A 25,355-nucleotide genomic window follows, 5' to 3' on the forward strand; every position below is an offset into this window, starting at 1 on the left:
CCGGTGCCACCCAAAAAGAGAAAGCCCGCTCGAGGCGGGCTTCGTGGGAAGAAGGGGGGCTTCAGGCGTAAGCCGCGAGCGCCTTCTTCATCTTCTTCATCGCCGCGGTTTCGATCTGGCGAATGCGCTCGGCGCTCACGCCGTATTCGCTTGCGAGGTCGTGCAGCGTCATGCCGCCCGAACCGTCGTCGTTCACCTTCAGCCAACGCTCTTCCACGATGCGGCGGCTGCGCGCGTCCAGTTGCTCCAGGGCGGAGGCGATGCCGTCGGTGGCCATCGAGTCGCGCTGGCGCGATTCCATCACCGCCGTCGGTTCATGGTTCGCATCGGACAGGTAGGCGATGGGGCCGAACGCCTCTTCGCCGTCGTCGCTGGGCGCCGGGTCCAGCAGCACGTCGCCGCCGGACATGCGCGCTTCCATCTCGATGACTTCCTCGCGCTTCACGTTCAGCTCGCGCGCCATCGTCTCGATCTGCGCTTCGGTCAGGCTGTCGCGGTGGGTCTGCGTGTCCGCGTCGTCCTTGAAGCCCTGCTTCATCGAGCGAAGGTTGAAGAACAGCTTGCGCTGCGCCTTGGTCGTCGCGACCTTCACCATGCGCCAGTTCTTCAGGATGTACTCGTGGATCTCGGCCTTGATCCAGTGCAGCGCATAGCTCACCAGCCGCACGCCCTGTTCGGGGTCGAAGCGCTTCACGGCCTTCATCAGGCCGATGTTGCCTTCCTGGATCAGGTCGCCGTGCGGCAGGCCGTAGCCCAGGTACTTGCGGGATACGGAGACGACCAGCCGCAGGTGCGAGAGCACCAGCTTCCCGGCGGCTTCGATGTCGTTGTCGTCGCGGAATTTGCGCGCGAACTCCTGCTCCTCCTGCGGAGTGAGCATGGGCAGGCGGTTGACCGCCGAAATGTATGCGTCGAGGTTGCCCAGCGAGGGCACGACGGCCCAGGGGCTGGACATGGTCAGGGCCGTGCCGGAGGAGGCGATAGAGTCGGACATTAACAGGGACCCTTTCTTCATATATGTGCCATATTAGCACTCTCTTGGAGTGAGTGCCAAGACACAAAGTTCACTGCCAAAGCATACCAATTTCCGGGTTTTCCCGAGGTGTCAATCGGTAGGCCACGCCAGTGTGCGCCCACAGGCTTAAACCTGCATTAGCAGCACAAGTAGTAACAAAGGGGTATGGTTGAGTTGCCCCGCGAGGGGACTTACCAGCGCAGGTGAAGCCTGTGGAACAGCTTGCTCAGCACGAACAGGGGACCCACCCAGAGGTATTGCAGGTCCTCGAAGAACGACGGCTTCTTGCCTTCGATCCGGTGGCCCACGAACTGGGCGATCCAGGCGCCCACGAAGATGGCGGCGGACGCGCCCACGGCGTAACGGCCCATCGCCTCGACCAGCGCCAGGCCGATCCCCGAAACGACGGCCATCGCCACCAGGAATACGAGGGAGAGCCTCGCGTAATAGACCAGGCTCGCGGCCACGAAGGCATACGGCAGCCAGGGATGGATGCCGGACATCAGCCCGAGCAGGCTCAGCATGATCAGGGGGATGGCGACGAAATGGATGGTTTCGTTGCGCGGGTTGCGGTGGCTCTCGCCATAGTGTTCGAGCAGCTGGTCCACCTTGCGCGGTGCCGCGGCCGGCGCCGCGCCGGATGCCGTCGTTGTCTCCATGTCGTCTCCTTGCCCGTCAGTTCACCGACAAACCCACCGGCGATGCGGCAATGTCCCCGATCACGGCCGCGGCGTCAAATCCATGGCGGCGGAAGATCGCCAGTACGTTGCTTGCGGATGCGGGGGAACAGGAGACCAGCAGCCCGCCGCTGGTCTGCGGATCGGACAGCAGCGCCTGGTCCACCGGGTCGAATCCCGGGCGCAGCGTGACGTCCTTGCCGTACCCCGCCCAGTTGCGCCCGGAGGCGCCCGTCACCATGCCTCGCGCGGCGAGCTCGCGCACACCGGGCAACAAGGGCACCTTGGCCCAGTCGATGCGCACGGCCAGTTTGGCACCACGGGCCAATTCCAGCCCATGGCCCGCCAGGCCGAAGCCCGTCACATCGGTGAGCGCGTGCACCCCATCCAGCGCGGCGAGTTCCGGGCCGGGCGTGTTCAGCTTCGTCGTGGTTGCCACCATGCTCGCATAGCCCGCGGCGTCGAGCGCCTCCTTCTTCAACGCGGCGGACAGCACGCCCACCCCGAGCGGCTTGCCCAGGATGAGGACGTCGCCCACCTGCGCGTCCGCGTTGCGCTTGACGCGGCGCGGATGCACGAGCCCGAGCGCGACCAGGCCGTAGATCGGTTCGACCGAGTCGATCGTGTGCCCGCCCGCGATGGGAATGCCGGCCTCTCGGCACACGGACTCGCCGCCCGCCAGGATTTTGCCGATGGTCCCCGTGGACAACACGTTGACCGGCATGCCGACCAGCGCCAACGCCATGATCGGCTTGCCGCCCATCGCGTAGACATCCGAGATCGCGTTCGTGGCGGCGATGCGGCCGAAGTCGAAGGGGTCGTCGACGATCGGCATGAAGAAGTCGGTTGTCGCGATGAGCGCCTGCTCGTCGTTGAGCTGGTAGACGGCCGCGTCATCGGCTGTTTCGATGCCGACGAGCAGTTCCTTGGGCACCGGCATGCCCGAGGTGCCCTTGAGGATTTCCGACAGCACAGCGGGTGCGATCTTGCAGCCGCAGCCGCCGCCATGCGACAGGGAGGTGAGGCGGGGTTCGGCGGGCGTCGTGGAGAGGTCGAGCGGTGCGTTCATGGGGATTCCTGCAATTCCTGGAGAAGCCGTGCCAGCGCCAGGCGCTCAGCCTGCGGGCTGAAGAGCGGGGCGCGCGAAGCGCATTGTGCGCGCAACTGCTCGAGCAATTTGGGCGCGGGGGCATCGGGGGCTTGGCCGGCGCGGCAGCGGTCGAGCAGGGCCGCCAGGCCTGCCGCATCGCGCGGTTCGAAGTAGCCGCCGTAGCCGGCGCCCAGCATCCCCACGTTGCCGGGGACGCGCGAGGCGAGCACGGGGGTGCCGCTGCAGGCGGCTTCCATGATGACGTGGGCGCCGCCCTCCAGCGCGCTGGTGTGGACGAGAACGTGCGCCTGCTGGATCGCCCTTCGCACCTCGGCGTGGGGCAGGGCGCCGGCCCACCGGTATGCGGGGCACGCAGCCTCGGTCGCGCGAGCTTTCTCGGCCCATGGGGCTTCCGAAGCTTCGCCGATGTGCGTGATGCGGATGTCAGCGCGTCCGGACAGGATGTGCGCCGCTTCGAACAGCGTGTCGGGACTCTTGACGTCGCGCAGGTGGCCCACCATCACGGCATGCAACTCGCGGGATGTCTTGGGCACCTCGCGACGCGATGTGGTCGACTGGTAGATCACGCGCGCCTTCGATCGCAGCGGGGGCGCCAGCGCATCGACACCCAGTGACTGCAGGACCACGAGCCGCCCGGCCAACGCCAGCGACTGCTGGGCTTGTGGGTCGGTGGCGATGTCGCGGTACAGGTCGGTCCCCGTGAGCACGACCGCCAGGCCGCGCGCGCCCCTGGATTGCGCCCACGCCGCGATGGACGGCGCGGAGCGCCGTGCGTGCAGTGCCAGCATGATGTCGTCCGCCATCGCCTGCGCATCGGGCCATTGCCGGACGATGCGCACAAGGTGCGTGGACGAAAGCATTTTTTGCCAGCGCCGGGCTGTCTGCCAGTTGCCGTTGTTCGCGGCGGCCAGCGCGGGGCTTACGATGACGACCGATGGAGCGCGCATTCCCACCTTATACCGTTGACCGGCCGCCTGCTCCGTCCTACGCCTTCAGGAGCGGCGGCCGGGACATCGTGCGGCAAGGCCTCGTCGCCGCGCGCGAACGCACGCTGGCGCTGGCGGAGGCTTATGCGCAATCCCTGGGCCCTGCGTGCAGCATCGCGTATTCGCAGACGGTCAACCCACCGCTGTGGGAGCTCGGGCATATCGGATGGTTCCAGGAATGCTGGATAGGGCGCAATCGGCAGCGCGCGAGCGGCGTCGCAGCCGACCCGGAACACGAGCGCGCGGCTCCGCTCATGCCGGGGGCCGATGCGCTCTACGATTCGAGCCGGGTCGCGCACGCCACTCGCTGGACGCTGCCGCTTCCCGACGCGGCGGGCACGCGTGCCTATCTCGCCGCGACCCTCGAACAGTCGCTCGGACTTCTCGATGCGTTGCCGCAGGAACCGGGCGATGCGGAGCTGTATTTCTTCCGGCTCGTCGCATTGCACGAAGAGATGCACGCTGAGGCGGCGACGTATATGGCGCGCGCGCTCGGCGTCCCATTGCCGCCGCTGCGTCCGGCTGCATTGCCGGCGCACACCGCTGCGATCCGCATCCCCGCGCAAACCTTCACCCTCGGCCATGCGAGCCCCGGCTTTGCCTTCGACAACGAGCTGCAGCCGCACGAGGTGTATCTCGACGCCTACGAAATCGATGCGCAACCGGTGTCCTGGGCGCGCTACCAGGGCTTTGTCGATGCAGGCGGATATTCGGAGCGGCGGTGGTGGGGCGATGAAGGGTGGGCCTGGCTGGAGGAAGCCCGCCCATCGGTCCCGCGGGACGCGGGTCCTGCCGGGGCATGTGCGACGCACCTGAGCGCCTACGAAGCGCAGGCCTGGTGCCGCTGGGCGGGCCGGCGATTGCCGACGGAGGCGGAATGGGAATGCGCGGCGATTCATGCATCCGCTTTCGCATGGGGGCAGGTGTGGGAGTGGACCTCGAATGCTTTCGAGCCTTACCCCGGGTTCGTGCCGCATCCGTATCGCGATTACTCCGCACCGTGGTTCGGGACGCGGCGCGTGCTGCGAGGCGCTTGCGCGGCTACCTCGCCCATCGTCGCGCATCCGCGCTACCGCAATTTTTTCGAGCCGCACCGGCGCGACATCTTTGCAGGCTTTCGCAGCTGTGCCCCCTAGCGGGCCGGATCAGGACAGCAGCGCGAGCGCGAATTCGCGCGCATCGAAGGTTTCCAGGTCTTCCAGCTTCTCGCCGACGCCGATGAAGTAGACCGGGATCGGCCGCTCCTGTGCGATGGCGGCGAGCACCCCGCCCTTGGCCGTGCCATCGAGCTTGGTGACGATGAGGCCCGTCAGCTGCAGCGCATCGTCGAAAGAGCGCACCTGCGCCAGCGCGTTCTGCCCGGTGTTGCCGTCGATCACCAGCAGCACCTCGTGCGGCGCCGAGGGGTCGGCCTTCTGCACCACGCGCTTGATCTTCTTCAATTCTTCCATCAGGTGAAGCTGCGTAGGCAGGCGGCCCGCTGTGTCGACGAGTACGACGTCCTTGCCGCGCGCGCGGCCTGCGCTCACCGCATCGAAGCTCACCGCCGCAGGGTCGCCGCCTTCCTGGCTCACGATCTCCACCGTATTGCGGTCGGCCCAGATCGCAAGTTGCTCGCGCGCGGCCGCGCGGAAGGTGTCGGCCGCGGCGAGCAGGACGGTGGCGCCTTCGTCGGCAAGGTGCTTGGTGAGTTTGCCGATGGAGGTCGTCTTGCCGGCGCCGTTTACGCCGGCGACCATGATGACGGTGGGCTTGTGCTCGCCGATCACCAGCGGCTTTTGCAGCGGCCGCAGCAATTGCGCGAGCGAATCGGCCAGGATGTTCTTCACCTGCACCGGCCGCGTGGCGCCGCTCGCCTGCACGCGCCGCTTCACTTCGTCCATCAGGTGCTGCGTCGCCTTCACGCCGGTGTCGGCCATGAGAAGCGCCGACTCGAGGTCTTCATAGAGCTGGTCGTCGATCTGCCCGCCCGTGAAGACCTGCGAGATGTTCGAGCCGGTCTTGCGCAGGCCCGCGGTGAGCTTGTCGAGCCAGCGCTGCCGCTCCGGCGCCACCGGCGCGGGCACCGGAATCTCCATCGGCTGCACCAGCGCGCTGCCGATGAGGCTTCCGCCGCCCGCGGGCGCCGGTGCCGGAAGAGGCGCCAGCGCGGGCGCCGGCGCCGGGGTGGCCGCGGGTTTTTTCTTGAAGAAACTGAACATTGGGGGAGTTCTTAGAATCACAGGATTCTATGAAACACCTCCTGCGCATTGCTTTGTGCGGCCTTTCGCTGGCCTCGTTCCACTGGTTCCTCTCCCCCGCGATGGCGCAGACGGCGCCGGTGACGCCCAAGGTCGAGCAATTCAAGCTCAGCAATGGCTTCACGGTGATCGTGAAGCCCGACCGGCGCTCGCCCACCGCGGTGCACATGGTGTATGTGCGCGTCGGCGCGGTCGACGAGGTCGATGGCACAAGCGGCGTTGCGCACGTCCTGGAGCACATGATGTTCAAGGGCACCGAGAAGCTCAAGCCCGGTGAGTTCTCCCGCCTGGTCGCGGCGCTCGGCGGGCGCGAGAACGCCTTCACGCAGCAGGACAACACCGGCTACTACCAGCAGATCCCGGCGGGCAAGCTGGAGGACGTGATGCGGCTCGAAGCCGACCGCTTCGCGCACATGAAGTGGCCCGACGACGAGTTCAAGCGCGAGCTCGAAGTGGTGAAGGAGGAACGGCGCCTGCGCACGGAGGACAACCCGCGGTCTTCCATGTGGGAGGCGCTCAACGCCGTCGTTTTCGAAGCGTCGCCGTACCGCCGCCCCGTCATCGGCTGGATGAGCGATCTCGATGCCATGACGCCGCAGGATGCGCGGGATTTCTTCAGGCAGTGGTATGTGCCCGCGAACGCGGCCGTCGTCGTCGCCGGCGACGTCGATCCGCAGCAGGTGCGCCGTCTCGCGGAGAAATACTACGGAAGCATCCCGGCCCGGGCGGTGCCGCCGCGCAAGCCCCGCATCGAGCCGGACCAGGTGGGCGCGCGCCGGATGGACTTCAAGGCGCCTGCCGACCAGGCTTACATCGCCTTGACCTTCAAGGTGCCGCAGCTGACGTCATTCGAATCCACGCCCGCGAATGACGACGCGCTGGCTCTCACCGTGCTGTCGGCCGTGCTCGACGGTTACAGCGGCGCGCGGCTGGATCGCGCACTGACGCAAGGCGCGGACCGTGTCGCGGACAGCGCCGGCGCCGGCAATGGCCTGTGGGGCCGCGGGCCGCAGCTCTTCACGCTCGACGGCGTCCCCGCCAGGGGCAAGACCGCCGAGCAGGTGGAAGCCGCCTTGCGCGCGGAAGTCGCCAAGGTCGCGCGCGAGGGCGTGAGCGAGGCGGAACTCACGCGCGTGAAGACGCAATGGATCGCCTCCGAGGTCTACAAGCTCGATTCCGTCATGAACCAGGCGCGCGAGCTCGGCAGCTACTGGGTGCAGGGACTGCCCCTGGATGCCGGCGAGCGCCTCATCGAACGCCTGCGCGGCGTGACCGCGCAGCAGGTGCAGTCGGTGGCGGCGCGCTACTTCGGCGATGACCAGATGACCGTCGGCATCCTGCGGCCCCAGCCGCTGGACCCGAACCGCAAACCCCGCACGCCGCCGCCCGGCCTGCGCCACTGAACACAGGACGGCGAACCCATGATGAATTCAACCTGGAGCTGGCGGCCCCTTCGCGCCGTGCTCGCAACCTGCCTGGTGGTCGCGGGTGCGCAAGCATTCGCGGCGATCCCGGTGCAGACCTGGACCCAGCCGAGCGGAGCGAAGGTGTACCTGGTGGAGAGCCCCGCGATCCCGATGCTGGACGTGCAGATCGACTTCGACGCGGGTTCGCGGCGGGACCCGCCGGACAAGGCGGGCCTCGCCGGCGTCGCCGCGATGATGAGCTCCAAGGGCATCACCGCCGCGCGCACACCGGGCGCCGGCCCCTACGACGCCGCGCTCGACGAGAACCAGTTGGGCGAGGCCTGGGCCGACCTGGGCGCCGGGTTCGGGGCCAGCGCAGGATCGGACCGCATGAGCTTTTCCCTGCGCTCGCTCAACTATCCGGACCTGCTGCCCAAGGCCGTGCAGCTGGCTTCGCGGCAACTCGCGGACCCCGCCTTTCCGGACGCGATCTGGCAGCGCGAGCGGCAACGGCTGGCGGGGAACCTGCGCGAGGCCCTGACCAAGCCGGCCACCGTGGCCGCGCGCGCTTTCGCGACTTCGGTGTACGGAGGCCATCCCTACGGCTTCCAGACCACCGAGGAATCGATCGCACGCATCGGCGTCGAGGACATGCGCGATGTGTACCGGCGCACCATCGAGCCGTGCCGCGCGAAGGTCAGCATCGTGGGCGCGGTGACTCGCGCCCAGGCGGACGCGCTGGTGACGACGCTGCTGTCCCGGCTGCCGGGCGCGGCCACCGGACAGTGCGAGCCGCTGGCGCCCGTGGCCGAAGTACCCGCCCTCGCGGCGCCGCTGGTGCGGGAGATTCCCTTCGCCTCGGCGCAAGCCCATGTCCTGATCGGCCAGCCCGGCTACAAGCGCAGCGACCCCGACTACTTCGCGCTGCTGGTGGGCAACTACACACTGGGCGGCGGCGGTTTCGTCTCGCGCCTTACGCAGGAAGTTCGCGAGAAGCGCGGGCTGAGCTATAGCGTGTACAGCTATTTCTCACCGGGTCTTCATGCCGGCGCATTCACGATCGGCCTGCAGACGCGGCCGGACCAGACGGCGCAGGCGGTGCAGGTGTCCCGCGACGTGCTCGCCCGCTTCGTCGCCGAGGGCCCCACGGCGGCGGAGCTCCAGGCGGCGAAGGACAACCTGATCGGCGGCTTTCCGCTCCTCATCGACAGCAACCGCAAGCTGCTGGACAACCTGGCGAACATCGCATGGAACAACCTGCCGCTCGACTACCTCGACACCTGGACGCGCCAGGTGGACAAGGTGACGGCCGCCGACATCAAGGCCGCCTTCGCCCGCAAGCTGCAGCCTGACCGCATGGTCACCGTCACGGTGGGCGCCGTCGCGCAGCGCCAACAGTAAGTGCGCAAGCTGCGCGTGACCCTGTCAAGGTTGACAGGGGTCGGCCACATCGTTTCTTTCAACCCTTCCAGAATGGCTGATCGCTGTCACGCGATGGTGCCTTTCAGGGAGCGGAAGAGGAAAAGAGCCGTACGGCGGACGCGCACGCAGTCATCGGGCTGCGGCGCGCCGCCGTCCTGCCATCTGGCGCCACTTATCATGGCTCTCCCATGAAGCGCCCCGCCCCCCCGTCCACCGCCCGTGCGCCGCACGAAGTCCGCATCATCGGGGGCCAGTGGAGGCGCACCCGGCTCGCCGTCGCGGACCTTCCGGGTTTGCGCCCCACGCCGGACCGTGTTCGCGAGACGCTTTTCAACTGGCTGGGCCAGGACCTGACAGGCTGGCGGTGCGTCGACGCTTTCGCCGGCACCGGGGCCTTGGGCTTCGAGGCGGCTTCCCGGGGCGCGGCGCAGGTGCTGCTCGTCGAGCAGGAGCCCCGCCTCGTCTCCCAGCTTCGCGCCACGGCCGACAAGCTGCGGGCGATCGGGGTGGAGGTGAAACGGGCGAATGCGTTGACGGTGCTCGCAGGCCTGGCGCCCGGGGCCACGGACCTCATCTTCCTGGACCCGCCGTTCGACGCGAAGCTCTTCGACAAGGCGCTGGCGGCCGCGGCGCCGGCGCTCAGGGCAGAGGGCTTCATCTACCTCGAAGCTCCCGCGGCGTGGAGCGACGAAGCGCTCGCACCTTTCGGACTCGCTGCGTGGCGCCACCTGAAGGCCGGCGCGGTCCATGCGCACCTGCTGCGCCGGGCTGCATAATGCACCGCAGCAAAGGGACGAGAACAGAGCCGACCGCCGCCGTTGAGGAGAGAGACACATGCCCGTGATCGCCGTGTATCCCGGAACATTCGATCCCATGACCCTAGGTCACGAAGACGTCGTGCGCCGGGCCATTCAGCTTTTCGACCAGGTCATCGTGGCCGTGGCCGCCGGCCACCACAAGAAGGCGATGTTCACGCTTCAGGAGCGCATCGAGATGGCCAAGGTGGTGACAGCCCCTTATCCGCAGGTCACGGTGGAGAGCTTTTCGGGCCTGCTGCGGGACTTCGTCGTTGCGCGCGGCGGCAAGGCGATGGTGCGCGGCCTGCGAGCCGTCACCGACTTCGACTATGAATTCCAACTCGCGGGCATGAACCGCAGCCTGATGCCGGAAGTGGAGACCGTGTTCCTCACGCCCAGCGACAAATACCAGTTCATCAGCAGCACTTTCGTCCGCGAGATCGCGGTGCTGGGCGGCGAGGTCGACAAATTCGTCTCGCCCACCGTCCAGCAGCGCCTCATGGAGAAGGTGCGGAGTCTCGGACGCGAGTGAGCCAGCCGCGCAGCGCCGCGTTCACCTCGTCGGGTTTTTCCATCGTGAGCATGTGGCCGCAACGGCTCACCTGCACCAGCCGGGCGCCGGGGACCAGGGTCGCGATCTCATGCGAGTTCTCGGGCGGCGTGAGCTGGTCCCTGTCGCCGCACATCACCAGCGTCGGGCAACGCACGGCGGGCAGGTGGGGCCGCGCATCGGGCCGGGCCATCACCGCGCGGTTCTGGCGGATCAGCTGCTCGGCGCCTGCGCGCAGGACGAATTCCACATAAGTGGACGTGAGTTCCGGATCGGCCGCCTGGTCGGGATGGAAGGCGAACCTCACGTTGGGCTCGATCACTTCCGCCGCGCGGCCCTGCGCGAACAACTCGCACGCCGTCTCGCGCAGCTTGCGCATGTCGGGCGACTCGGGCCGCGCCGATGTCCCGAGCAGCGCCAGGCCCGCGACGCGCTGCGGCGCCTGGCGCGCGGCCTCCATCGCGATCATCCCGCCCATCGAGGCGCCGCAGAGCATCAGCGGCCCGGCGTGCGCGGCGAGCAAGCCCGATGCCATGGATTCGATGCTGGTGTGATGCATCTGCACGTCGGTGACGACGGGCCGCCAGTCGTGCAGTCCCGCGATTTGCGCGCGCCACATGGTGGCATCCCCCGCGAGCCCGGGAATGAGGACCAGCTGCGTCATATGACGGCGCCGCTGCGGCGCAACGCATCGCGCTGGACGCGGGCGAACAGGTCGCGTTGCGCATGGCTGCCACCGATTTCGGGCAATCGCGGCATCGCCTTTCCCAGTTCGGTCGCGGCGCGCAGGTAGTCGCCGCGCGCGTGCGCGAGAAGGCCGCGCGCCGCCGGAACGCAGACGTCCTGCCACGCCGCCCGTGCATGGGCCGGCGTGCGCCCGGCACGGTCCTCGATGCCCCGCATCAAGGCATCGGCGTGCGGCCTCCCTGCGCGCGCGAGGCCGTAGAGGTACTGCATGTCCAGGAAGGGGAGCACGTGATCGGTTTCGCGCGCCACGAGATGGTCCGCGACGTCGTCCCAGCGCGCGCCGACATCGACGCCAGCGAGTTCGAGCCGCGCCAGGAGCGAGACCGCGTTGATCTGGTCCTGCGAATAGTCCTTCGCGACACCCCACACCCGCCGGTCGTACAGCCCGAGCGCTTCCTCGTGCCGCCCCAGCTCGATCGCGAACAGCGCCTGGTGCCACCAGTTGTGCGTGAGCATGAAGGAGTTCAGGCCCGTCCAGGTGCCGCTCACGTCCTGCATGAACGCATGGCCTTCCTCGTTGCGGCCTTGCGTGAGCATCACATGCGCCAGCGCGTGATGCGCCCATGGTTCCTTGCCCTGCATGGAGATGGCCCGCCGCGCCGCGGTTTCCGCCTGGTCGAGCTCGTGGCATTGCTCGTGCGCGAACGCCAGCATCCCGTGGAAATAGGGCACGTCGGCGGCCGCGCGCGACGCGGGGAGCACCATCCGCAGCATGCCGGGGGAGTCGCCGCGATTGAACAGGTGGTAGTGCCCGAGCTTGAGTGACGCGAGGTCGCGCGGGTGCTCGCGTACCTGTTCTTCGTGCAGCGACACGGCTTTGGGGATATCGCCCTCCACCCAGGCCTGCACGGCGCGCACGAACCGTTGTTCCCGCGCCGTCCCGCGCGCCATGTTGGCGAGTGCGCGGTCGAGGAAGGGCCGCGCGTTGGACGGCGCATCGCCCGTCTCGGCGAACATGTGCACGGCCGCCGCGTATGCCTGGACCAGCGGCGCTGTGTCTTTCCCGGCCGCGGCCAGGACATTGACCGCGCGAGCCTCGCTCGCGATGAAGCCCATGACGAAATCGTCCAGCGCCTGCAGGCTGCCGGGATCGTCGAGGGTGACTTCGTTGCCGAGCCCGTCAGTCCACATGATGGAGCGCTTCGGAAGGCGGTTGCGGCCAGGGCCGCTGCGCATCGCGAATCAGCTCGAAGGCGCGGGAGACCTGCAGCACACCCAGGTCGTCGAAGCGGCGCCCCGCGATCTGCAGGCCGATCGGCAGTCCCGACCGCGTGTAGCCGCAATTGATGGACGCCGCGGGCTGCTCGGACATGTTGAACGGCACGGTGAAGCCGATGTGCTCGAGCGGGCGCAGGGGGTCGTTGGTGGGGGAGGCCAGTTCGGCGGCGAAGGCGGGCACCGGCGACGTCGGCGAGATCACGTAATCGAACGGGTTGCACGCCGTCACGGCGGCGACGCGCGTCGCATGGAACTGGCTCGCCGCCTTGAAGACCGCTTCGCCGCTCATGCCTTCGGCGCTGTCGGCCCATTGCCGGATGTAGGGCAGCACGCGCGCCTTGCTGGCGGGTGACAGCGCTTTCATGTCCACATGCGAGCGCATGCGCCAGAAGTGATCCATGCCATCGAGCATGGCCTGCGTCATGAAGGGCTGCATCGGCAAGACCACCGCGCCCGCGCGCTCCATCAGGCGAGCCGCCTGCTCCACCGCCGCGCGGATCTCCGGCTCCACCGCCAGGCCGCACCCGGCTTCCAGGAGCAGGCCTATGCGCAGGCCCTTGAGCTTGTCCACGCCGCGGTCGAACTCGCGCCACGCGATGTCCTGCTCGGGCAGGCTCATGCTGTCGCGCGGATCGGGACGTGCCAGCACCTGCATGAACCACGCGGCATCCTCCACGGTGCGCGTCATCGGACCCGCGGCGCGCCCGGTATAGGGCGGATCGATCGGGATGCGGCCGAGGCTGGGCTTGAGCGTGAAGATCCCGCACCACCCCGCGGGCAGGCGCAACGACCCGCCGATGTCCGTGCCGATGTGCAGCGGGCCGTAGCCCGCCGCGGCGGCCGCACCCGCACCCGAGCTGGAGCCGCCCGGCGTGCAGGCCAGGTTCCAGGGGTTGCGCGCCAGCTTGTGGAAGCTCGACAGGCCGGAGGACAGCATGCCGTAGTCGGGCATCGTGGTCTTGGCGACCATGACGCCGCCGGCTTCGCGGATGCGCGCCGCGGGCGGTGCGTCCGCAAGCATCGGCGTGAGCTCCACGGCCGCGGTGCCCAGGGGCAGCGGGTCGCCCTGGGTGGCGATGTTGTCCTTGATGGTGAGGGGGACGCCATCCAGCGGGCCGAGGGGCGTGCCCTGCTTCCAGCGCTTTTCGCTGGCCCGCGCCTGCTCGAGCGCGAGCTCGGGGCGCAGCAGGTACAGCGCGTGGAGGTGGTGCTCCCAGCGCTCGATGTGGCCCAGCACGGACTGGGTCACCTCCACCGGCGACAGCTCGCCCTGCCGGAAGGCGTGGATCAGCGCGGGCGCGGAGAGCTCATGCAATGCATGCGGGTACTGCTCGGACATGCATGCAACCGTTCAGGCCCAGGACATGGCGCCGAGGTCGTTCACGAAGACGGGCATGTCCTTCCACAGGCCCTTCACGCCCTTGTTCGCGATGGTGACCCATTGCGGCTGGTACAGGAATGCGTGGACGCAGTCGTCGGCGAGCAGGCGCTGGATGTCGCCGACCAGCTTGGCGCGGTCCGCCGCGCGGGGCGAAGTCTTGTACTTGTTGTACAGGTCCTTGAACTTCGGCGAGCTGTAGTTCCAGTAGTAGTCCGGCTTGTCGAAATTGCCGAGGTCGAAAGGCTCGACGTGCGAGATGATCGTCATGTCGTAGTTGTGCGCGCCGCCGTACGTATTGGAAAGCCACTGCGCCCATTCCACGTTCTGCAGCTTGGCCGTGATCCCGACCTTCGCCAGTTGCGAGGCGATCACCTCGCCGCCCTGGCGCGCATACGGCGGCGGGGGCAGCGTGATGGTGAGTTCCAGCGGCGTCGTGACGCCGGCTTCCTTCAGCAGCGCCTTTGCCTTCTCGGGGTTGTAGCCGTTCACCGCGGTGGTGTCGACATAGCCGAAGGCGCCGGGCACGTAGTGGCTGCCGATCGGCGCGCCGTAGCCTTCCGCGGCGCCCTGGATCACCGCCTTGCGGTCGATGGCCATGGAGATCGCGCGGCGCACACGGACGTCGTCCAGCGGCTTTTTCTTGTTGTTGATCGCGAGGATGGTCTTGGCGCGCGAACCCGCGATCACCACCTGGTACTTCGGGTTCTCCTTGAACTGTGAGATGCCGCGTGCCGTCACGCGCGGGAACGCGTCGAGGTCGCCTGCGAGCAGCGCGGCCACCTGCGCCGCCGGGTCGGAGATGAAGCGGAAGGTGACCTTCTTCAGCTTGATCGCGGAGGCGTTGCGGTAGCCGTCCCACTTGGCGAGGGTCACCGAGGAGCCCCTGGCCCAGCTCTCGAGCATATAGGGGCCTGTGCCCACTGGCTTGGTCGCGTTGGTGTCCGCGCTCTTGGGCTCCACGATGATCGCGGTGGCCTGGCCCATCAGGAACAGGAAGTCGGGGTCGAGTTCCTTGTTGATCACGACGACGGTGTAGTCGTCGACGGCCTGTACCGCCTCCATGCTGGCGAAGGTGCGCTTGTCCTTGTTCGTGCTCTTCTCCCCGCCGGCACGCGTGAAGGAGAACTTCACCGCCTGCGCGTTGAAGGGTTCGCCGTTCTGGAACTTCACGCCCTTGCGCAGCTTGAAGGTGTAGGTGCGCAGGTCGGGCGAAACCTCCCAGCTTTCGGCCAGGAGCGGCGTCACGGTGCCGTCCGAATTGATCTTCGTCAGCGTTTCGTAGACGTTGTACTGCGTCACCTCGGCGATCGCCGAGGCGGCGCCTGCCGTCGGGTCCAGGCCCGTCGGCTCGAGGCCCATCCCCAGCGTCATCGAGTCCTTGCGTCCCTGCGCCATGGCGCTTTGGGAGACGGCCAGCGGCACGCTCGCCAGCGCGGCGAGGGTGGCGGAATGCGAGAGAACGGTACGGCGCTTCAACATGTGGAACTCCAGGTCAGGTCAACGAGAGTGAGTGTGCCCCGTGCGGGGCGTGCCTGCCATCATCCCCGAGATGGGTCCGGCGTGGCAAGGGGGTTTTGCGGGTCGCCCGCCCGCCGTGGCCGCGCCGTGGGCTCCGCTCTCGGCACCGCGTCGAGGAGGGCACGGGTGTAGGGATGTTCCGCGGCGCTGAACAGCCGCTCGGGCGGGCCTTGCTCGACGATCCTGCCCTGCCACAGCACCGCGACGTCTTCGCACAGGTGGTGGACCACGGCGAGGTCATGGCTGATCAGCATATAGGTGACGCCGAACTGCGCCTGCAGGTCCTGCATCAGGTTGAGCACCTGCGCCTGGACGGAGACGTCCAGCGCGCTCACCGGCTCGTCGGCGACGATCAACCGCGGGCGCGTGATGAGCGCGCGGGCGATCGCGATGCGCTGGCGCTGGCCCCCGGAGAATTCATGCGGGTACTTGCCGAGGTCGTTGGCGCGCAGGCCCACCGATTCGAGCGTCTCGCGAGCCAGGCGATGCATGTCGTCTCGCGACGTGCCGCGCTGCGCCGCGAGCGGTTCCGTGACGATGCGCTCAATGGTCTGGCGCGGATCGAGCGAGCCGTACGGGTCCTGGAAGACCATCTGGATGTCGCGCCGGGCCAGGCGCAATTCTTCCTTGGGCAACGCTTGCAGGTCCCGCCCGAGCAGCTTCACCGTGCCGCGGGTCGGCGCATCCAGCGCCATCACCAGGCGTGCGAGCGTGGACTTGCCCGACCCCGATTCGCCGACGATGCCCAGGCTGCGCCCCGCCTCTATCGTGAAGCTCACCCCGTTGAGGGCGTGAACCTTGGGCGGCGGCTCGAACAGCTTCTCGCGCGGCATGGTGTACTCACGCACGAGATTTGCGACTTCCAGTAGAGGCGCTGTCATGGCTGCTCCTCCCTCTCCCCCTGGGAGAGGGTTGGGGTGAGGGCAGCGCGCGCCACGTCTTGCAGCCTGATGCAGCGAGCCTCATGCCTCGCTTCGATTTCGACAGGCGGTGGCGCGGTGACATGACACTCGGGGATCGTGAACGCACACCGCCCCGCGAACGGGCAGCCCGCCGGCAGGTCCGCCAGTTCGGGCACCGTCCCCGCGATCGTCATCAGCCGCTGCCCCTTGACGGAGCGCAACCCGGGGCGGGCCGCGAACAGGCCCAGCGTGTACGGGTGTGCGCGGTGCCTGAACACCGACTCCGTGTCGCCGCTTTCCACGACACTGCCGCCATACATCACCATCATGCGTTCGACGTTCTGCGCGATGACGCCGAGGTCGTGCGAGATGAGCATCAGTGCCATCCCGCGCTCGGCGACGAGGTCGGCGATCAGCTCGAGGATCTGCCGCTGGATCGTCACGTCGAGGGCGGTGGTGGGTTCGTCGGCGATCAAGAGCTGCGGGCCGCAGGCGAGCGCCATCGCGATCGTGATGCGCTGGCGCTGGCCGCCGGAGAACTGGTGCGGATAGGCATCGATGCGCCGCGCGGCGTCCGGGATGCCCACGCGGTCGAGCAGCGAGATCGCTTCCTTGCGCGCAGCATCGGCCGACATTCCGCGATGCAGGCGCAGCGGCTCGGCCACTTGGCGGCCGATGCTGTGAACGGGATTGAGCGCCGTCATCGGCTCCTGGAAGATCATGCCGATGCGATCGCCGCGGATCGCGCAGAGGGCGGCGTCGCTCTTGCCCACGAGTTCCTCGCCGTCGAAGCGGATGCTGCCGGTGACTTCCGCGCCTTCGGGCAGGAGGCCCATCAGCGCCATCACGGTGATCGACTTGCCGCATCCCGATTCGCCCACGAGGCCCAGCGTTTCCCCGCGCTCGAGGCTGAAGCTCACGTCGCGCACGGCATAGGCCGGGCCACGGTGCGTCCGCAGCTTGACGTGGAGGTTGCGTACTTCGAGCAGGGACATGGCCGTCAACGCTTCCTCGCCAGGCGCGGGTCGAACAGGTCGCTCAGGCCGTCACCCAGCAGGTTGAGCCCCATCACCGCCAGTGCGATGGCGACGCCAGGGAACACCGCCAGCATCGGCGCCTGGAAGAGCATGGTCTGCGCTTCGCTCAGCATGCGGCCCCACGACGGTTGCGGAGGCTGCGTGCCGAGCCCGAGATACGAGAGGGCCGCCTCCGCGAGGATGGCGATGGCGAAGCGGATGGTGGCCTGCACGATCAGCACCGAAAGGATGTTGGGCAGCACGTGCTCCATCGTGATGCTGAACGCGCCCTTGCCGCAGGCGCGCGCCGCCAGCACGAACTCGCGCGACCAGACCGCGTTGGCCGAGGCGCGTGTGATCCGCGCGAACGTGGGGATGTTGTAGATGCCGATGGCGATGATCGCGTTGACCATGCCGGGCCCGAACACGGCGGTGAGCATGATGGCCGACAGGATCGCCGGGAAGGCGAAGCCGAAGTCGGCGATGCGCATGATGATTTCTTCGGTCCAGCCGCGCCGCGCCGCGGCGAGGAGGCCGAACGCGGTGCCGATCACGAGGCCAATGCTGACCGCGATGACGCCCACCGCGATGGAGGCGCGGGCGCCGACGAGCAGCAGGGATGCGACGTCGCGCCCGTAGGGGTCCGTGCCGAACCAGTGCGCCGCGCTCGGCGGCAGCAGCTTCGAAGGTATGTCGATGTCGTAGGGCGAGTAGGGCGTCCAGACGAAGGACAGCAGGGCAGCCAGCACGAGCAGGATGCTGAGGATCGCGCCGATGACGAAGCTGCGGTGGGCGAAGGCGCGTTTCATATGTCGCTGGCTTTCACCCGGGGGTCGATCACGGCGTAGAGCATGTCGACGACGAAGTTGACGATGACGACCATCGCCGCGAGCAGCATCACGCAGTTGCGCACCACGATGAGGTCGCGGTTGGAAATCGACTGGAAGATCAGCCGCCCGAGCCCGGGCAGGTAGAAGACGTTCTCCACGACGATGGTCCCGGCGAGCAACTCGGCAAACTGCAGGCCCATCACGGTGATCACCGGGATCATCGCGTTGCGCAGCACGTGCCGCCACATGGTGCCCCGGCGCGAGACGCCCTTCGCGCGCGCCGTGCGCACGAAATCCTCGCGCATCACTTCCAGCACGGCCGAGCGCGTGATCCGCGCGAGGATCGCGGACTGCACCACGGCGAGCGAAATGGCGGGCAGCATGAGCGCGCGCAGCCCCGGCAGGATGCCTTCATCCCAACCGGGAAAGCCGCCGGCGGAGAACCACTTGAGGTGTACCGAGAACAGCAGGATCAACAGGATCGCGAACCAGAAATTCGGGATCGCGATGCCCACCTGCGACAGCCCCATCACGCCCACGTCGCCCAGCTTGTTGTGCCGCGCCGCGGCGAAGATGCCTGCCGCCAGGGCCAGCACCGTGGTGATCGACATGGCCATCAACGCCAGCGGCACGGTCAGGCTGAGCCGCTCCAGGACGAGCTCGGTCACGGGAGAGCTGTAGGCGTAGCTCAGCCCCAGATCGCCGGTGAGCATGCCGCCGATCCAGTGGAAGTAGCGCTGCACCGGCGGCTGGTCGATGCCGAGCTTTACGGCCAGAGCCTGCACGGCCTCGGGAGACGCGTCCGGCCCCATGAGGATCTGAGCAGCATTGCCGGGAAGGATTTCCAGCACCAGGAACACGACGATGGAAGCGCCAACCAGCGTCGCGACCAGGGTGATGAGGCGCTTGAAGAGGAACAAGCTCATGAAGCCGCCGATAATGCCAGAACTGAATCCGGAGAACCTCGGCATGGCACTGATGATTACCGACGAGTGCATCAACTGCGATGTCTGTGAGCCCGAGTGCCCGAACGAAGCGATCTTCCTCGGCCCGGAGATCTACCAGATCGATGCGGCCAAGTGCACGGAGTGTGTCGGGCACTTCGACGAGCCGCAGTGCGTGCAGGTGTGCCCCGTGGCCTGCATCCCCATCAACCCGGAGCACATCGAAAGCCGGGAGACGCTGTGGGAAAGGTATCGCCGCCTCACCGCGCAGGCGGCGAACCCGCCGTCGGCTAGCTAGCCGATTTCTTCTTCGCGGACTTTTTTGCGGTCTTGTCGGCAGGCTTTGCAGGCGCGGTCGCTGTGAAGAACTCGGGGTTCTTCGCCTTGGCTTGTCCTTTGGCCTTCAAGGGTTTGATCGTCGTGATCTGCGGCTCCCGCGCCGTCGCCGGCTCCTCGGCCTTTGGCGGCGGCAGCAAGGCCTGCGCAGGCTTGGCCTCTTCCTTGATCCGTGCTTTTTCCATGGCGTCACCGAGTTTGGCATCGCGCTTTGAGGCCTCGCTGGTTTGCGTGCGCTGTGCCTGGCTGCGCGGGTCGTCCACCACGACCAGCTTGCCGCCGGGGCAGGGCTCCTGGCTGTAGCTGGAGCCGCACCGGTAGACGCCTTCCGCTGACGCCGGCAGCGCAAAGACGGAAGCCGCGGCCGCGAGCCCAGCAAGCCGCACGAGGCGGTGCAGGTTGTTGTTCTTCATGTTCTCCCTTTCCTGTGGTTCCTGTTGTCAGAGGCCTTCGGGGCGTGGCGGCTTGGGCCGGGGCGGCTTGCTGGTGTGCACGAGCAGCGTCGCCTTTTCCATCTCACCCGCCAGCATCGCGGGCACGGCCTTCAAGGTGCGCGCCATGCAATCCTCGATCGCTTCGCGCTGGTCGGGCGCGGGCTTCTTCAACACCCAGTTGATCACCTCGGACTTCACGCCCGGATGGCCGATGCCCAGGCGCAGGCGCCAGTAATCGCCGGTGCCGAGTTGTGCGTGGATGTCGCGCAAGCCGTTGTGGCCGGCGTGGCTGCCGCCGAACTTGAGCTTGGCCTGGCCCGGCACGACGTCGAGTTCGTCGTGCACGACCAGGATCTCCTCGGGCGCGATCTTGAAGAAGCGCGCGAGTGCCGCGACGGATTTTCCGGACAGGTTCATGAAGGTCTGCGGTTCGAGCAGCCACACGGTCTGGCCATGGATCGTGGTGCGTGCCACCAGCCCGTGGTAGCTGCGTTCGGACGTGAGCTGCACCTTGAGCTCTCGCGCGAGTTCATCCACCCACCAGAAGCCGACGTTATGGCGCGTGGCTTCGTATTCGCTTCCGGGATTGCCGAGACCGACGAACAGTTTGATCATGGTGGGATTATCGGGTCGGGCCTCGAAACAAAAACGGCCCGCCGAAGCGGGCCGTTGACGCCAGGAGCCTGTGAAGAATTTACTTCTTGGCAGGTGCCTTGGCAGCGGGCGCCTTGGCGGCGGGAGCGGCCTTGTCGCCACCCTTCGCATCGCCCTTGGCAGCCGGAGCACCCTTGCCGGCCGGTGCGGCCTTGGCATCCGCTGCGGGAGCAGCTGCGTCGGCCGCCGGTGCGGTCGCATCCGCCGGCTCTTCGCCGCCGGTGAGCACCATCGACACGATCACCGGGTTCGGCTTGCCGCGCGTGACGGCGGTCACGCCCTTGGGCAGCGTGATCTCGTTCAGGTGCAGGGACATGCCCTTCTTCATGCCCGACAGGTCCACCTCGATGAACTCGGGCAGGTCGGCCGGCAGGCAGGAGATGTCGAGTTCGGACATGACGTGGTTGACGACACAGTTCTCGAACTTGACGGCCTGCGATTCCTCGGCCTTGACGTAGTGGAACGGCACCTTCATGTGCAGCTTGGTCTTGGCGTCCACGCGCTGGAAGTCGATGTGGGTGACCTGCTGCTTGTACGGGTGGTATTGCACGTCGCGCAGCAGGACCTTGCCGGCCTTGCCGCCGAGTTCCATTTCCAGGATGGTCGAGTGGAAGGCTTCCTTCTTCAGGGCATGCCACAACGCGTTGTGGTCCAGCTCGATGAGTTGCGGCTGGCCTTCACCGCCGTAGACGATGCCCGGGGTCTTGCCCGTATTGCGGAGACGGCGGCTCGCACCCGTGCCCTGCTTTGCGCGCTCAAAAGCGACGAATTTCATAGTTCACTCCAAAAGGAATCCACCGCGACCAGTGTGACTCCGGTTAAAAAAGGCCCGCCCCGACGAGGCAAGCCACGATGCACCCGAACCGGCAACCCTAGAAGAGGTTTTCCTGGTCCGAGAACAAACTCATCACCGACTCGCCCTTCGCGATGCGCTGGATCGTCTCGGCGATCAGCGGCGCCACGGTGAGCTGCCGGATTTTCTTGCACGTGCGGCCCGCGTCGGACAGCGGGATGGTGTTGGTTACCACCACTTCGTCCAGCGCCGCGCCGTTGGCGATCCGATCGATCGCCGGCCCCGAGAAGATCGGGTGCGTGCAATAGGCATAAACCTTCTTCGCGCCGCGCTCCTTGAGCACCTCGGCGGCCTTCACCAGCGTGCCGGCCGTGTCGATCATGTCGTCCATGATCACGCAGTTGCGGCCTTCGATTTCGCCGATCACGTGCATCACTTCGCTCACGTTCGCCCGCGGGCGGCGCTTGTCGATGATCGCGAGATCCGTGTTCAGCTGCTTGGCCAGCGCCCGGGCGCGAACCACACCGCCGACGTCGGGCGAGACCACGATCAGGTCTTCGTAATTCTTCGATCGCACATCCGACAGCAACACCGGCGACGCATAGATGTTGTCCACGGGAATGTCGAAGAACCCCTGGATCTGGTCGGCGTGCAAGTCCATCGTCAGCACGCGCGACACCCCGACCGTCTGCAGCAGGTTGGCCACCACCTTCGCCGAGATCGGCACGCGCGACGAGCGCGGGCGGCGGTCCTGGCGGGCGTAGCCGAAATACGGGATCACGGCGCTGATCCGTTCGGCGGACGCGCGCTTGAGCGCGTCCACCATGATCAGCAATTCCATCAAATTCTCGTTCGTCGGGGCGCAGGTGGACTGGACCACGAAGACGTCGCGCGCGCGAACGTTGGTGTTGATCTCGACGGTGACTTCACCATCGGAAAAACGCCCCACGCTGGCCGCTCCCAGGGAAATGCCCAGATGCCCCGCGATTTCCGACGCGAGCGCCGGATTGGCGTTGCCGGTGAACACCATGAAGTCGGGATGAGGAACAACCTGCATGAGCGGTCCCAGCGATATGTAGTTACTTGCCTTGATTCGAGGAGCGCGGCCCGAGGACCGCGCTTCTCATATTTTGGCAGGGGAGGAAGGACTCGAACCCTCGTATGCCGGAATCAAAATCCGGTGCCTTAACCAACTTGGCGACTCCCCTACACGGGTCGGAAGCTGAAATTCAGCCGCCAACCGATATATCGTCGCTGGGAGCCCATCCCGCCAGAGGATGAGCCTCCAAATTGCCGCATTCACGTGCCAACCAACCTTCAGGCGCCGCTTTCAGGGACTTTCCGGCACCCAGATGCGCGAAAACCGCGCTTCCCGAACCGGTCATCCGACCGCTCAATCCCTGCGACCCCAGCCAATCGAGGGCCTGGGTGACGCCGGGACAAAGCTCCTGGGCGACGCCTTGCAAATCGTTGCGGCCGAACTTCCAGATGTCATTCCAGGCATCCGGCCCCGGGTTTGCAGCAAAGCCTGAAATTATAGCAGGCTCACTGTCGCGGGTCAGCCTGGGATGGCCGAAGATTCCCGCGGTCGGCAGCCCCTGCGGCGGCTTGACCACGGCGAACCGCCCGGGAGGCAGGCGCACGGGCGTCAGCGACTCCCCGATCCCCTCGACCCACGCGTTGTATCCGCCGAGGAAGAAGGGGACGTCCGCCCCCAGCGTGAGGCCGATCGTGGCGAGCGCCGGCAGGGACAGGCCAGCGCCCCAAAGGCGGTTGAGGGCCAGCAGGCAACTGGCTGCATCCGACGAGCCCCCGCCCATTCCCGCCTGCTCCGGCAGGCGCTTGTCGATGCCGATATGCGCCCCCAGCCGTGTGCCGGATGCAACTTGGAGGGCGCGGGCCGCGCGGAGCACCAGATCGTCGGGCGGCAACGGGCGGCCGAGATCTTCCCGGGACACGGTGGCGTCCGGTCGGACTTCGAAATGCAGGGTGTCGCACCAGTCGATCAGCATGAAGACGGACTGCAGCAGGTGCATGCCGTCGTCCCGCCGCCCCGTCACGTGGAGGAACAGGTTGAGCTTGGCCGGCGCCGGGACGTCGTAGATCGCCTTCATCGCTCGAGGGCGATGCGAAGGTCCGCCTCGGGCTGGGGGTGCGTGCGATGCGCGCTCAGCCGGCCCTGCGGGAGCAGGCTGAGGTTGGCTTGCCAGCCCGGCACGGGCGTGTTCGTGCCGCGGAGCCAGTCGAAGAGCGCCGCGACAGGGATCGCCGACCCCGTGGCATGGGCCACGAGGGCGTCGACCGATTCGAACTGGCGCGTCTGCCCGCCATTGCGCAGCATCGCACTGCCCGGCGCCCAACTCAGTACGGCCAGTGTGCCGCCCAGGGGATTGCTCAGCGTCAGCTCGCCGCTGGCGGCGTTGCCACGGAGGTCGAAGCCCGCCGCGAACGACTGGCTCTGGTTGCCCTCCACCTGCAATGCGAGCCGGCCGCTCCAGGGGCCCTCGTCCTGCGCCAACGCCCGCTCGGTCTTCGGGGCGCTGGCGCACCCTGCGAGGAACAGAGCCGATGCGGCCAGCAGGCTCACCCGCAGACGGGCGCCGGTCATGGCTTGACCCGCAGGCGCTTGAGCGTTTCCTGCAAGGTTTCGTTTTCGCTGTTGAGCAGCAGGCCTTCCTTCCAGATCGCTGTGGCTCGATCGCGCTGTCCCAGGCTCCACAGGACTTCCCCAAGATGGGCGGCGATGTCCGCGTCGGGCCGCGCTTTGTAAGCCACGTCCAGGATCCTCAGCGCTTCCGGCTTGTTGCCCATGCGGAATTCCACCCACGCGAGGCTGTCGCTGATGAAGGGGTCGTCCGGCGCATAACTCAGCGCCTTCTGGATGAGCTGCTTGGCTTCCGGCAATCGCACATTGCGCTCCGCGAAGGAATAGCCAAGCGCGTTGTACGCCGAGTGGTAATCGGGCTTGGCCGCGATCAGCTCCCGCAGCAGGCGCTCCATTTCCGGCAGGCTGCCCATTTTTTCCGCCAGCATCGCCTGCTCATAAACGAGGTCCGCGTCGAAGGGTTGGCGCGCCGCCGCCTGGGCGATCAGGTCGTAACCAGCCTTGTATTGCTTGTTGTCGCGAAGGAGTTGCACTTCCGCCGTGAGTTTCATGCGCGCATCGTCGGCGTTGCGCTCGGGAAGGGCTCGCAGCAGCTTGCGTGCTTCGTCCAGCTTGCCCTGCCTGGCCAGAATGGATGCGCGGCGGTTCTGCGCCGCCAGCAGGTCCTGCGCATTTTCGATGCGGTCGAGCCAAGCGCCGGCAAGTGCGAAGTCCTTGCGCTTTTCGGCAACGCGCGAGAGCGACATGTACGCCTGCGCCAGTCCACGCGCCCGTTCCTCGCCCGCCGGTTGCGCCTGCGCCAGTTCGATGTAGCGCTTGAGCGAAGCTTCGGCGGCCGCGTCACTGTTGTCCTGCAACTGCAGCATGCCCTGCGCAAGCCAGGCTTGCGGATAGTCGGGCTTCTCCGCCGTAACCACGTTCAATTGCTGAGACGCTTCCGCGTAGCGCTGCGCGTCCAGGAGCGCGCGCGCGTAGTTCATGCGCATCTCGGGCAGCGGCTTCGACTCCATGTAGCGCCGCACGAGTGCTTCGGCCTGCGGCAGTTTTGGGTCCATCAACTCGATGGCAAGCATTGCGGGGCCTTCCGCCCGCGCATCCGCGGCCTGCCCGCGCCGCGCCGCTTCGAGCGCGCCCGTGGTGTCGCCGGCGGCCAGGCGAACGCGTCCCACCGCGGTCCACGCGGCAGCCGCAGTCGCCGGCTGGTTGAGGTAGTCCGCGAGCGCCTGTTCCACCACGCTGGCTGCGAGCTTCTTGTCGCTGGCCCGCGCATAGGCCTGCGGAATGATCGCGAACACCGCGTCGCGGTCCTTCTCGCTCGCAAGCGCCAAATCCGTCCTGAGCGGCTCGACGCTCTCCGCGACGCGATTGAGCTGCAGCACCAGGCGCAACACGAAACGATTGGCTTCGCGCGACTGCGGATGCGCGGCTTTCCATGCGCGCGCCGCCTGCAAGGCGTCCTCGCCGGAGCGGTTCTGGTAGGCGATTTCCATCGCCCGCTGGTACAGGCCGGGGTCGTTCGTCTTGCGCGCGGCGTCCAGCATCAGCGCGAAGCCGGTGCCGGGCTCGGCTTCGGTACCGCGGGCGTTGATCTCGCCCAGCAGCAGCTGATAGAAGAGGCTGGCGTCCAGCGGCGAGTTGATCGCTGGCGTTTCGTCTTCGTCGTCTGGCTTGTCGGCGGGTTGCGCAGCGGCGCCAAGCGCCAGGAAAAGCGCGAGTAAGGCGGCTGCTGCAGGGGGGATTCGCTTCATCGAACCATAATAATCCAAGCCCCCT

General features: G+C 67.3%; 26 protein-coding genes and 1 tRNA gene. 6 read left to right on the forward strand and 21 right to left on the reverse strand.

Annotated features, from left to right (window positions below):
- Positions 1-61: 61 nt before the first annotated feature.
- The 4 genes from rpoH to senB all read right to left on the reverse strand — a co-directional run bounded on the left by rpoH (position 62) and on the right by senB (position 3,750).
- A complete protein-coding gene (rpoH, locus tag I5803_RS16030) occupies positions 62-994 on the reverse strand; it encodes an RNA polymerase sigma factor RpoH (protein ID WP_196987330.1) in 933 nt (310 codons plus the stop codon).
- Between the two features lie 212 nt (positions 995-1,206).
- On the reverse strand, positions 1,207-1,674 hold the full coding sequence (locus I5803_RS16035; RefSeq protein WP_196987331.1) for an Mpo1 family 2-hydroxy fatty acid dioxygenase: 468 nt from the start codon (positions 1,672-1,674) through the stop codon (positions 1,207-1,209).
- Between the two features lie 16 nt (positions 1,675-1,690).
- Positions 1,691-2,761 carry a selenide, water dikinase SelD gene (selD, locus tag I5803_RS16040; RefSeq protein WP_196987332.1) on the reverse strand — a complete coding sequence of 357 codons (1,071 nt, stop codon included), beginning with the start codon at positions 2,759-2,761 and terminating at the stop codon, positions 1,691-1,693.
- A complete protein-coding gene (senB, locus tag I5803_RS16045) occupies positions 2,758-3,750 on the reverse strand; it encodes a selenoneine biosynthesis selenosugar synthase SenB (RefSeq protein WP_196987333.1) in 993 nt (330 codons plus the stop codon). Before senB ends, selD begins: the two co-directional genes overlap by 4 nt.
- On the opposite strand from senB, the gene senA reads away from it, so the two are divergent.
- Positions 3,738-4,925, forward strand: a complete 1,188-nt coding sequence (senA, locus tag I5803_RS16050; protein ID WP_196987334.1) for a selenoneine synthase SenA — start codon at positions 3,738-3,740, stop codon at positions 4,923-4,925. The two genes, senB and senA, sit on opposite strands and share 13 nt — an antisense overlap.
- A gap of 9 nt (positions 4,926-4,934) precedes the next feature.
- Here the strand turns inward: senA and ftsY are convergent, their stop codons facing one another.
- Positions 4,935-5,990 carry a signal recognition particle-docking protein FtsY gene (gene ftsY, locus I5803_RS16055; protein ID WP_196987335.1) on the reverse strand — a complete coding sequence of 352 codons (1,056 nt, stop codon included), beginning with the start codon at positions 5,988-5,990 and terminating at the stop codon, positions 4,935-4,937.
- 29 nt (positions 5,991-6,019) lie between these two features.
- Here ftsY and I5803_RS16060 point away from each other — a divergent pair, with 29 nt between their 5' ends.
- The 4 genes from I5803_RS16060 to coaD all read left to right on the forward strand — a co-directional run bounded on the left by I5803_RS16060 (position 6,020) and on the right by coaD (position 10,186).
- A complete protein-coding gene (locus I5803_RS16060) occupies positions 6,020-7,432 on the forward strand; it encodes a M16 family metallopeptidase (protein WP_196987336.1) in 1,413 nt (470 codons plus the stop codon).
- A gap of 18 nt (positions 7,433-7,450) precedes the next feature.
- Positions 7,451-8,836, forward strand: a complete 1,386-nt coding sequence (locus I5803_RS16065; protein WP_231402433.1) for a M16 family metallopeptidase — start codon at positions 7,451-7,453, stop codon at positions 8,834-8,836.
- A gap of 209 nt (positions 8,837-9,045) precedes the next feature.
- Positions 9,046-9,633 carry a 16S rRNA (guanine(966)-N(2))-methyltransferase RsmD gene (gene rsmD / locus I5803_RS16070; protein WP_196987337.1) on the forward strand — a complete coding sequence of 196 codons (588 nt, stop codon included), beginning with the start codon at positions 9,046-9,048 and terminating at the stop codon, positions 9,631-9,633.
- A 58-nt stretch (positions 9,634-9,691) separates the two neighbouring features.
- The gene (gene coaD / locus I5803_RS16075; protein WP_196987338.1) at positions 9,692-10,186 is read left to right on the forward strand and encodes a pantetheine-phosphate adenylyltransferase; all 495 of its coding nucleotides are present in this window, start codon (positions 9,692-9,694) and stop codon (positions 10,184-10,186) included.
- Here the strand turns inward: coaD and I5803_RS16080 are convergent.
- The 8 genes from I5803_RS16080 to I5803_RS16115 are packed head-to-tail and all read right to left on the reverse strand — an operon-like array spanning position 10,152 to position 18,742.
- The gene (locus I5803_RS16080; RefSeq protein ID WP_196987339.1) at positions 10,152-10,868 is read right to left on the reverse strand and encodes an alpha/beta fold hydrolase; all 717 of its coding nucleotides are present in this window, start codon (positions 10,866-10,868) and stop codon (positions 10,152-10,154) included. The genes coaD and I5803_RS16080 overlap by 35 nt on opposite strands.
- Positions 10,865-12,082, reverse strand: a complete 1,218-nt coding sequence (locus I5803_RS16085; RefSeq protein WP_231402434.1) for a tetratricopeptide repeat protein — start codon at positions 12,080-12,082, stop codon at positions 10,865-10,867. Before I5803_RS16085 ends, I5803_RS16080 begins: the two co-directional genes overlap by 4 nt.
- A complete protein-coding gene (locus I5803_RS16090) occupies positions 12,072-13,508 on the reverse strand; it encodes an amidase (RefSeq protein WP_196987340.1) in 1,437 nt (478 codons plus the stop codon). Before I5803_RS16090 ends, I5803_RS16085 begins: the two co-directional genes overlap by 11 nt.
- A 12-nt stretch (positions 13,509-13,520) precedes the next feature.
- Positions 13,521-15,029: an ABC transporter substrate-binding protein gene (locus tag I5803_RS16095; protein ID WP_196987341.1), complete on the reverse strand. Its 1,509-nt coding sequence runs from the start codon at positions 15,027-15,029 to the stop codon at positions 13,521-13,523.
- 59 nt (positions 15,030-15,088) lie between these two features.
- Entirely contained in the window at positions 15,089-15,949 is an 861-nt protein-coding gene (locus I5803_RS16100) for an ATP-binding cassette domain-containing protein (protein WP_196987342.1), read from the reverse strand.
- The gene (locus I5803_RS16105; protein WP_196987343.1) at positions 15,946-16,965 is read right to left on the reverse strand and encodes an ABC transporter ATP-binding protein; all 1,020 of its coding nucleotides are present in this window, start codon (positions 16,963-16,965) and stop codon (positions 15,946-15,948) included. The genes I5803_RS16100 and I5803_RS16105 overlap by 4 nt, the downstream gene beginning before the upstream one ends.
- Positions 16,966-16,970: 5 nt before the next feature.
- Positions 16,971-17,795, reverse strand: a complete 825-nt coding sequence (locus I5803_RS16110; protein ID WP_196987344.1) for an ABC transporter permease — start codon at positions 17,793-17,795, stop codon at positions 16,971-16,973.
- Entirely contained in the window at positions 17,792-18,742 is a 951-nt protein-coding gene (locus tag I5803_RS16115; protein ID WP_196987345.1) for an ABC transporter permease, read from the reverse strand. Before I5803_RS16115 ends, I5803_RS16110 begins: the two co-directional genes overlap by 4 nt.
- Positions 18,743-18,785: 43 nt before the next feature.
- Here I5803_RS16115 and I5803_RS16120 point away from each other — a divergent pair, with 43 nt between their 5' ends.
- A complete protein-coding gene (locus I5803_RS16120; protein ID WP_196987346.1) occupies positions 18,786-19,058 on the forward strand; it encodes a YfhL family 4Fe-4S dicluster ferredoxin in 273 nt (90 codons plus the stop codon).
- On the opposite strand, the gene I5803_RS16125 is transcribed toward I5803_RS16120, so the two are convergent.
- From I5803_RS16125 to I5803_RS16160, 8 genes are all read right to left on the reverse strand, one after another.
- A complete protein-coding gene (locus tag I5803_RS16125; protein WP_196987347.1) occupies positions 19,051-19,509 on the reverse strand; it encodes a hypothetical protein in 459 nt (152 codons plus the stop codon). The genes I5803_RS16120 and I5803_RS16125 overlap by 8 nt on opposite strands.
- Positions 19,510-19,536: 27 nt before the next feature.
- The gene (gene pth / locus I5803_RS16130) at positions 19,537-20,145 is read right to left on the reverse strand and encodes an aminoacyl-tRNA hydrolase (protein WP_196987348.1); all 609 of its coding nucleotides are present in this window, start codon (positions 20,143-20,145) and stop codon (positions 19,537-19,539) included.
- A gap of 79 nt (positions 20,146-20,224) precedes the next feature.
- Entirely contained in the window at positions 20,225-20,959 is a 735-nt protein-coding gene (locus I5803_RS16135; RefSeq protein ID WP_196987349.1) for a 50S ribosomal protein L25/general stress protein Ctc, read from the reverse strand.
- Between the two features lie 97 nt (positions 20,960-21,056).
- Complete coding sequence (locus tag I5803_RS16140; RefSeq protein ID WP_196987350.1) at positions 21,057-22,034, reverse strand: ribose-phosphate pyrophosphokinase; 978 nt, start codon at positions 22,032-22,034, stop codon at positions 21,057-21,059.
- Between the two features lie 74 nt (positions 22,035-22,108).
- Positions 22,109-22,185 (reverse strand) — tRNA-Gln (locus I5803_RS16145).
- Between the two features lie 21 nt (positions 22,186-22,206).
- Positions 22,207-23,091, reverse strand: coding sequence for a 4-(cytidine 5'-diphospho)-2-C-methyl-D-erythritol kinase (gene ispE / locus I5803_RS16150; RefSeq protein ID WP_196987351.1), 885 nt, complete (start codon positions 23,089-23,091; stop codon positions 22,207-22,209).
- The gene (locus tag I5803_RS16155) at positions 23,088-23,585 is read right to left on the reverse strand and encodes an outer membrane lipoprotein LolB (RefSeq protein ID WP_196987352.1); all 498 of its coding nucleotides are present in this window, start codon (positions 23,583-23,585) and stop codon (positions 23,088-23,090) included. The genes ispE and I5803_RS16155 overlap by 4 nt, the downstream gene beginning before the upstream one ends.
- A complete protein-coding gene (locus tag I5803_RS16160; RefSeq protein WP_196987353.1) occupies positions 23,582-25,330 on the reverse strand; it encodes a tetratricopeptide repeat protein in 1,749 nt (582 codons plus the stop codon). The genes I5803_RS16155 and I5803_RS16160 overlap by 4 nt, the downstream gene beginning before the upstream one ends.
- Between the last annotated feature and the right edge of the window lie 25 nt (positions 25,331-25,355).

Origin of the sequence: Caenimonas aquaedulcis, assembly GCF_015831345.1 — a bacterium.
Classification (GTDB): domain Bacteria; phylum Pseudomonadota; class Gammaproteobacteria; order Burkholderiales; family Burkholderiaceae_C; genus Ramlibacter; species Ramlibacter aquaedulcis.

Coding starts and splice junctions, on each gene's coding strand:
- rpoH (WP_196987330.1), bottom strand. CDS start 994: ATGTCCGACTCTATCGCCTCCTCCGGCACGGCCCTGACCATGTCCAGC.
- I5803_RS16035 (WP_196987331.1), bottom strand. CDS start 1,674: ATGGAGACAACGACGGCATCCGGCGCGGCGCCGGCCGCGGCACCGCGC.
- selD (WP_196987332.1), bottom strand. CDS start 2,761: ATGAACGCACCGCTCGACCTCTCCACGACGCCCGCCGAACCCCGCCTC.
- senA (WP_196987334.1), top strand. CDS start 3,738: ATGGAGCGCGCATTCCCACCTTATACCGTTGACCGGCCGCCTGCTCCG.
- senB (WP_196987333.1), bottom strand. CDS start 3,750: ATGCGCGCTCCATCGGTCGTCATCGTAAGCCCCGCGCTGGCCGCCGCG.
- ftsY (WP_196987335.1), bottom strand. CDS start 5,990: ATGTTCAGTTTCTTCAAGAAAAAACCCGCGGCCACCCCGGCGCCGGCG.
- I5803_RS16060 (WP_196987336.1), top strand. CDS start 6,020: ATGAAACACCTCCTGCGCATTGCTTTGTGCGGCCTTTCGCTGGCCTCG.
- I5803_RS16065 (WP_231402433.1), top strand. CDS start 7,451: ATGATGAATTCAACCTGGAGCTGGCGGCCCCTTCGCGCCGTGCTCGCA.
- rsmD (WP_196987337.1), top strand. CDS start 9,046: ATGAAGCGCCCCGCCCCCCCGTCCACCGCCCGTGCGCCGCACGAAGTC.
- coaD (WP_196987338.1), top strand. CDS start 9,692: ATGCCCGTGATCGCCGTGTATCCCGGAACATTCGATCCCATGACCCTA.
- I5803_RS16080 (WP_196987339.1), bottom strand. CDS start 10,868: ATGACGCAGCTGGTCCTCATTCCCGGGCTCGCGGGGGATGCCACCATG.
- I5803_RS16085 (WP_231402434.1), bottom strand. CDS start 12,082: ATGTGGACTGACGGGCTCGGCAACGAAGTCACCCTCGACGATCCCGGC.
- I5803_RS16090 (WP_196987340.1), bottom strand. CDS start 13,508: ATGTCCGAGCAGTACCCGCATGCATTGCATGAGCTCTCCGCGCCCGCG.
- I5803_RS16095 (WP_196987341.1), bottom strand. CDS start 15,029: ATGTTGAAGCGCCGTACCGTTCTCTCGCATTCCGCCACCCTCGCCGCG.
- I5803_RS16100 (WP_196987342.1), bottom strand. CDS start 15,949: ATGACAGCGCCTCTACTGGAAGTCGCAAATCTCGTGCGTGAGTACACC.
- I5803_RS16105 (WP_196987343.1), bottom strand. CDS start 16,965: ATGTCCCTGCTCGAAGTACGCAACCTCCACGTCAAGCTGCGGACGCAC.
- I5803_RS16110 (WP_196987344.1), bottom strand. CDS start 17,795: ATGAAACGCGCCTTCGCCCACCGCAGCTTCGTCATCGGCGCGATCCTC.
- I5803_RS16115 (WP_196987345.1), bottom strand. CDS start 18,742: ATGAGCTTGTTCCTCTTCAAGCGCCTCATCACCCTGGTCGCGACGCTG.
- I5803_RS16120 (WP_196987346.1), top strand. CDS start 18,786: ATGGCACTGATGATTACCGACGAGTGCATCAACTGCGATGTCTGTGAG.
- I5803_RS16125 (WP_196987347.1), bottom strand. CDS start 19,509: ATGAAGAACAACAACCTGCACCGCCTCGTGCGGCTTGCTGGGCTCGCG.
- pth (WP_196987348.1), bottom strand. CDS start 20,145: ATGATCAAACTGTTCGTCGGTCTCGGCAATCCCGGAAGCGAATACGAA.
- I5803_RS16135 (WP_196987349.1), bottom strand. CDS start 20,959: ATGAAATTCGTCGCTTTTGAGCGCGCAAAGCAGGGCACGGGTGCGAGC.
- I5803_RS16140 (WP_196987350.1), bottom strand. CDS start 22,034: ATGCAGGTTGTTCCTCATCCCGACTTCATGGTGTTCACCGGCAACGCC.
- ispE (WP_196987351.1), bottom strand. CDS start 23,091: ATGAAGGCGATCTACGACGTCCCGGCGCCGGCCAAGCTCAACCTGTTC.
- I5803_RS16155 (WP_196987352.1), bottom strand. CDS start 23,585: ATGACCGGCGCCCGTCTGCGGGTGAGCCTGCTGGCCGCATCGGCTCTG.
- I5803_RS16160 (WP_196987353.1), bottom strand. CDS start 25,330: ATGAAGCGAATCCCCCCTGCAGCAGCCGCCTTACTCGCGCTTTTCCTG.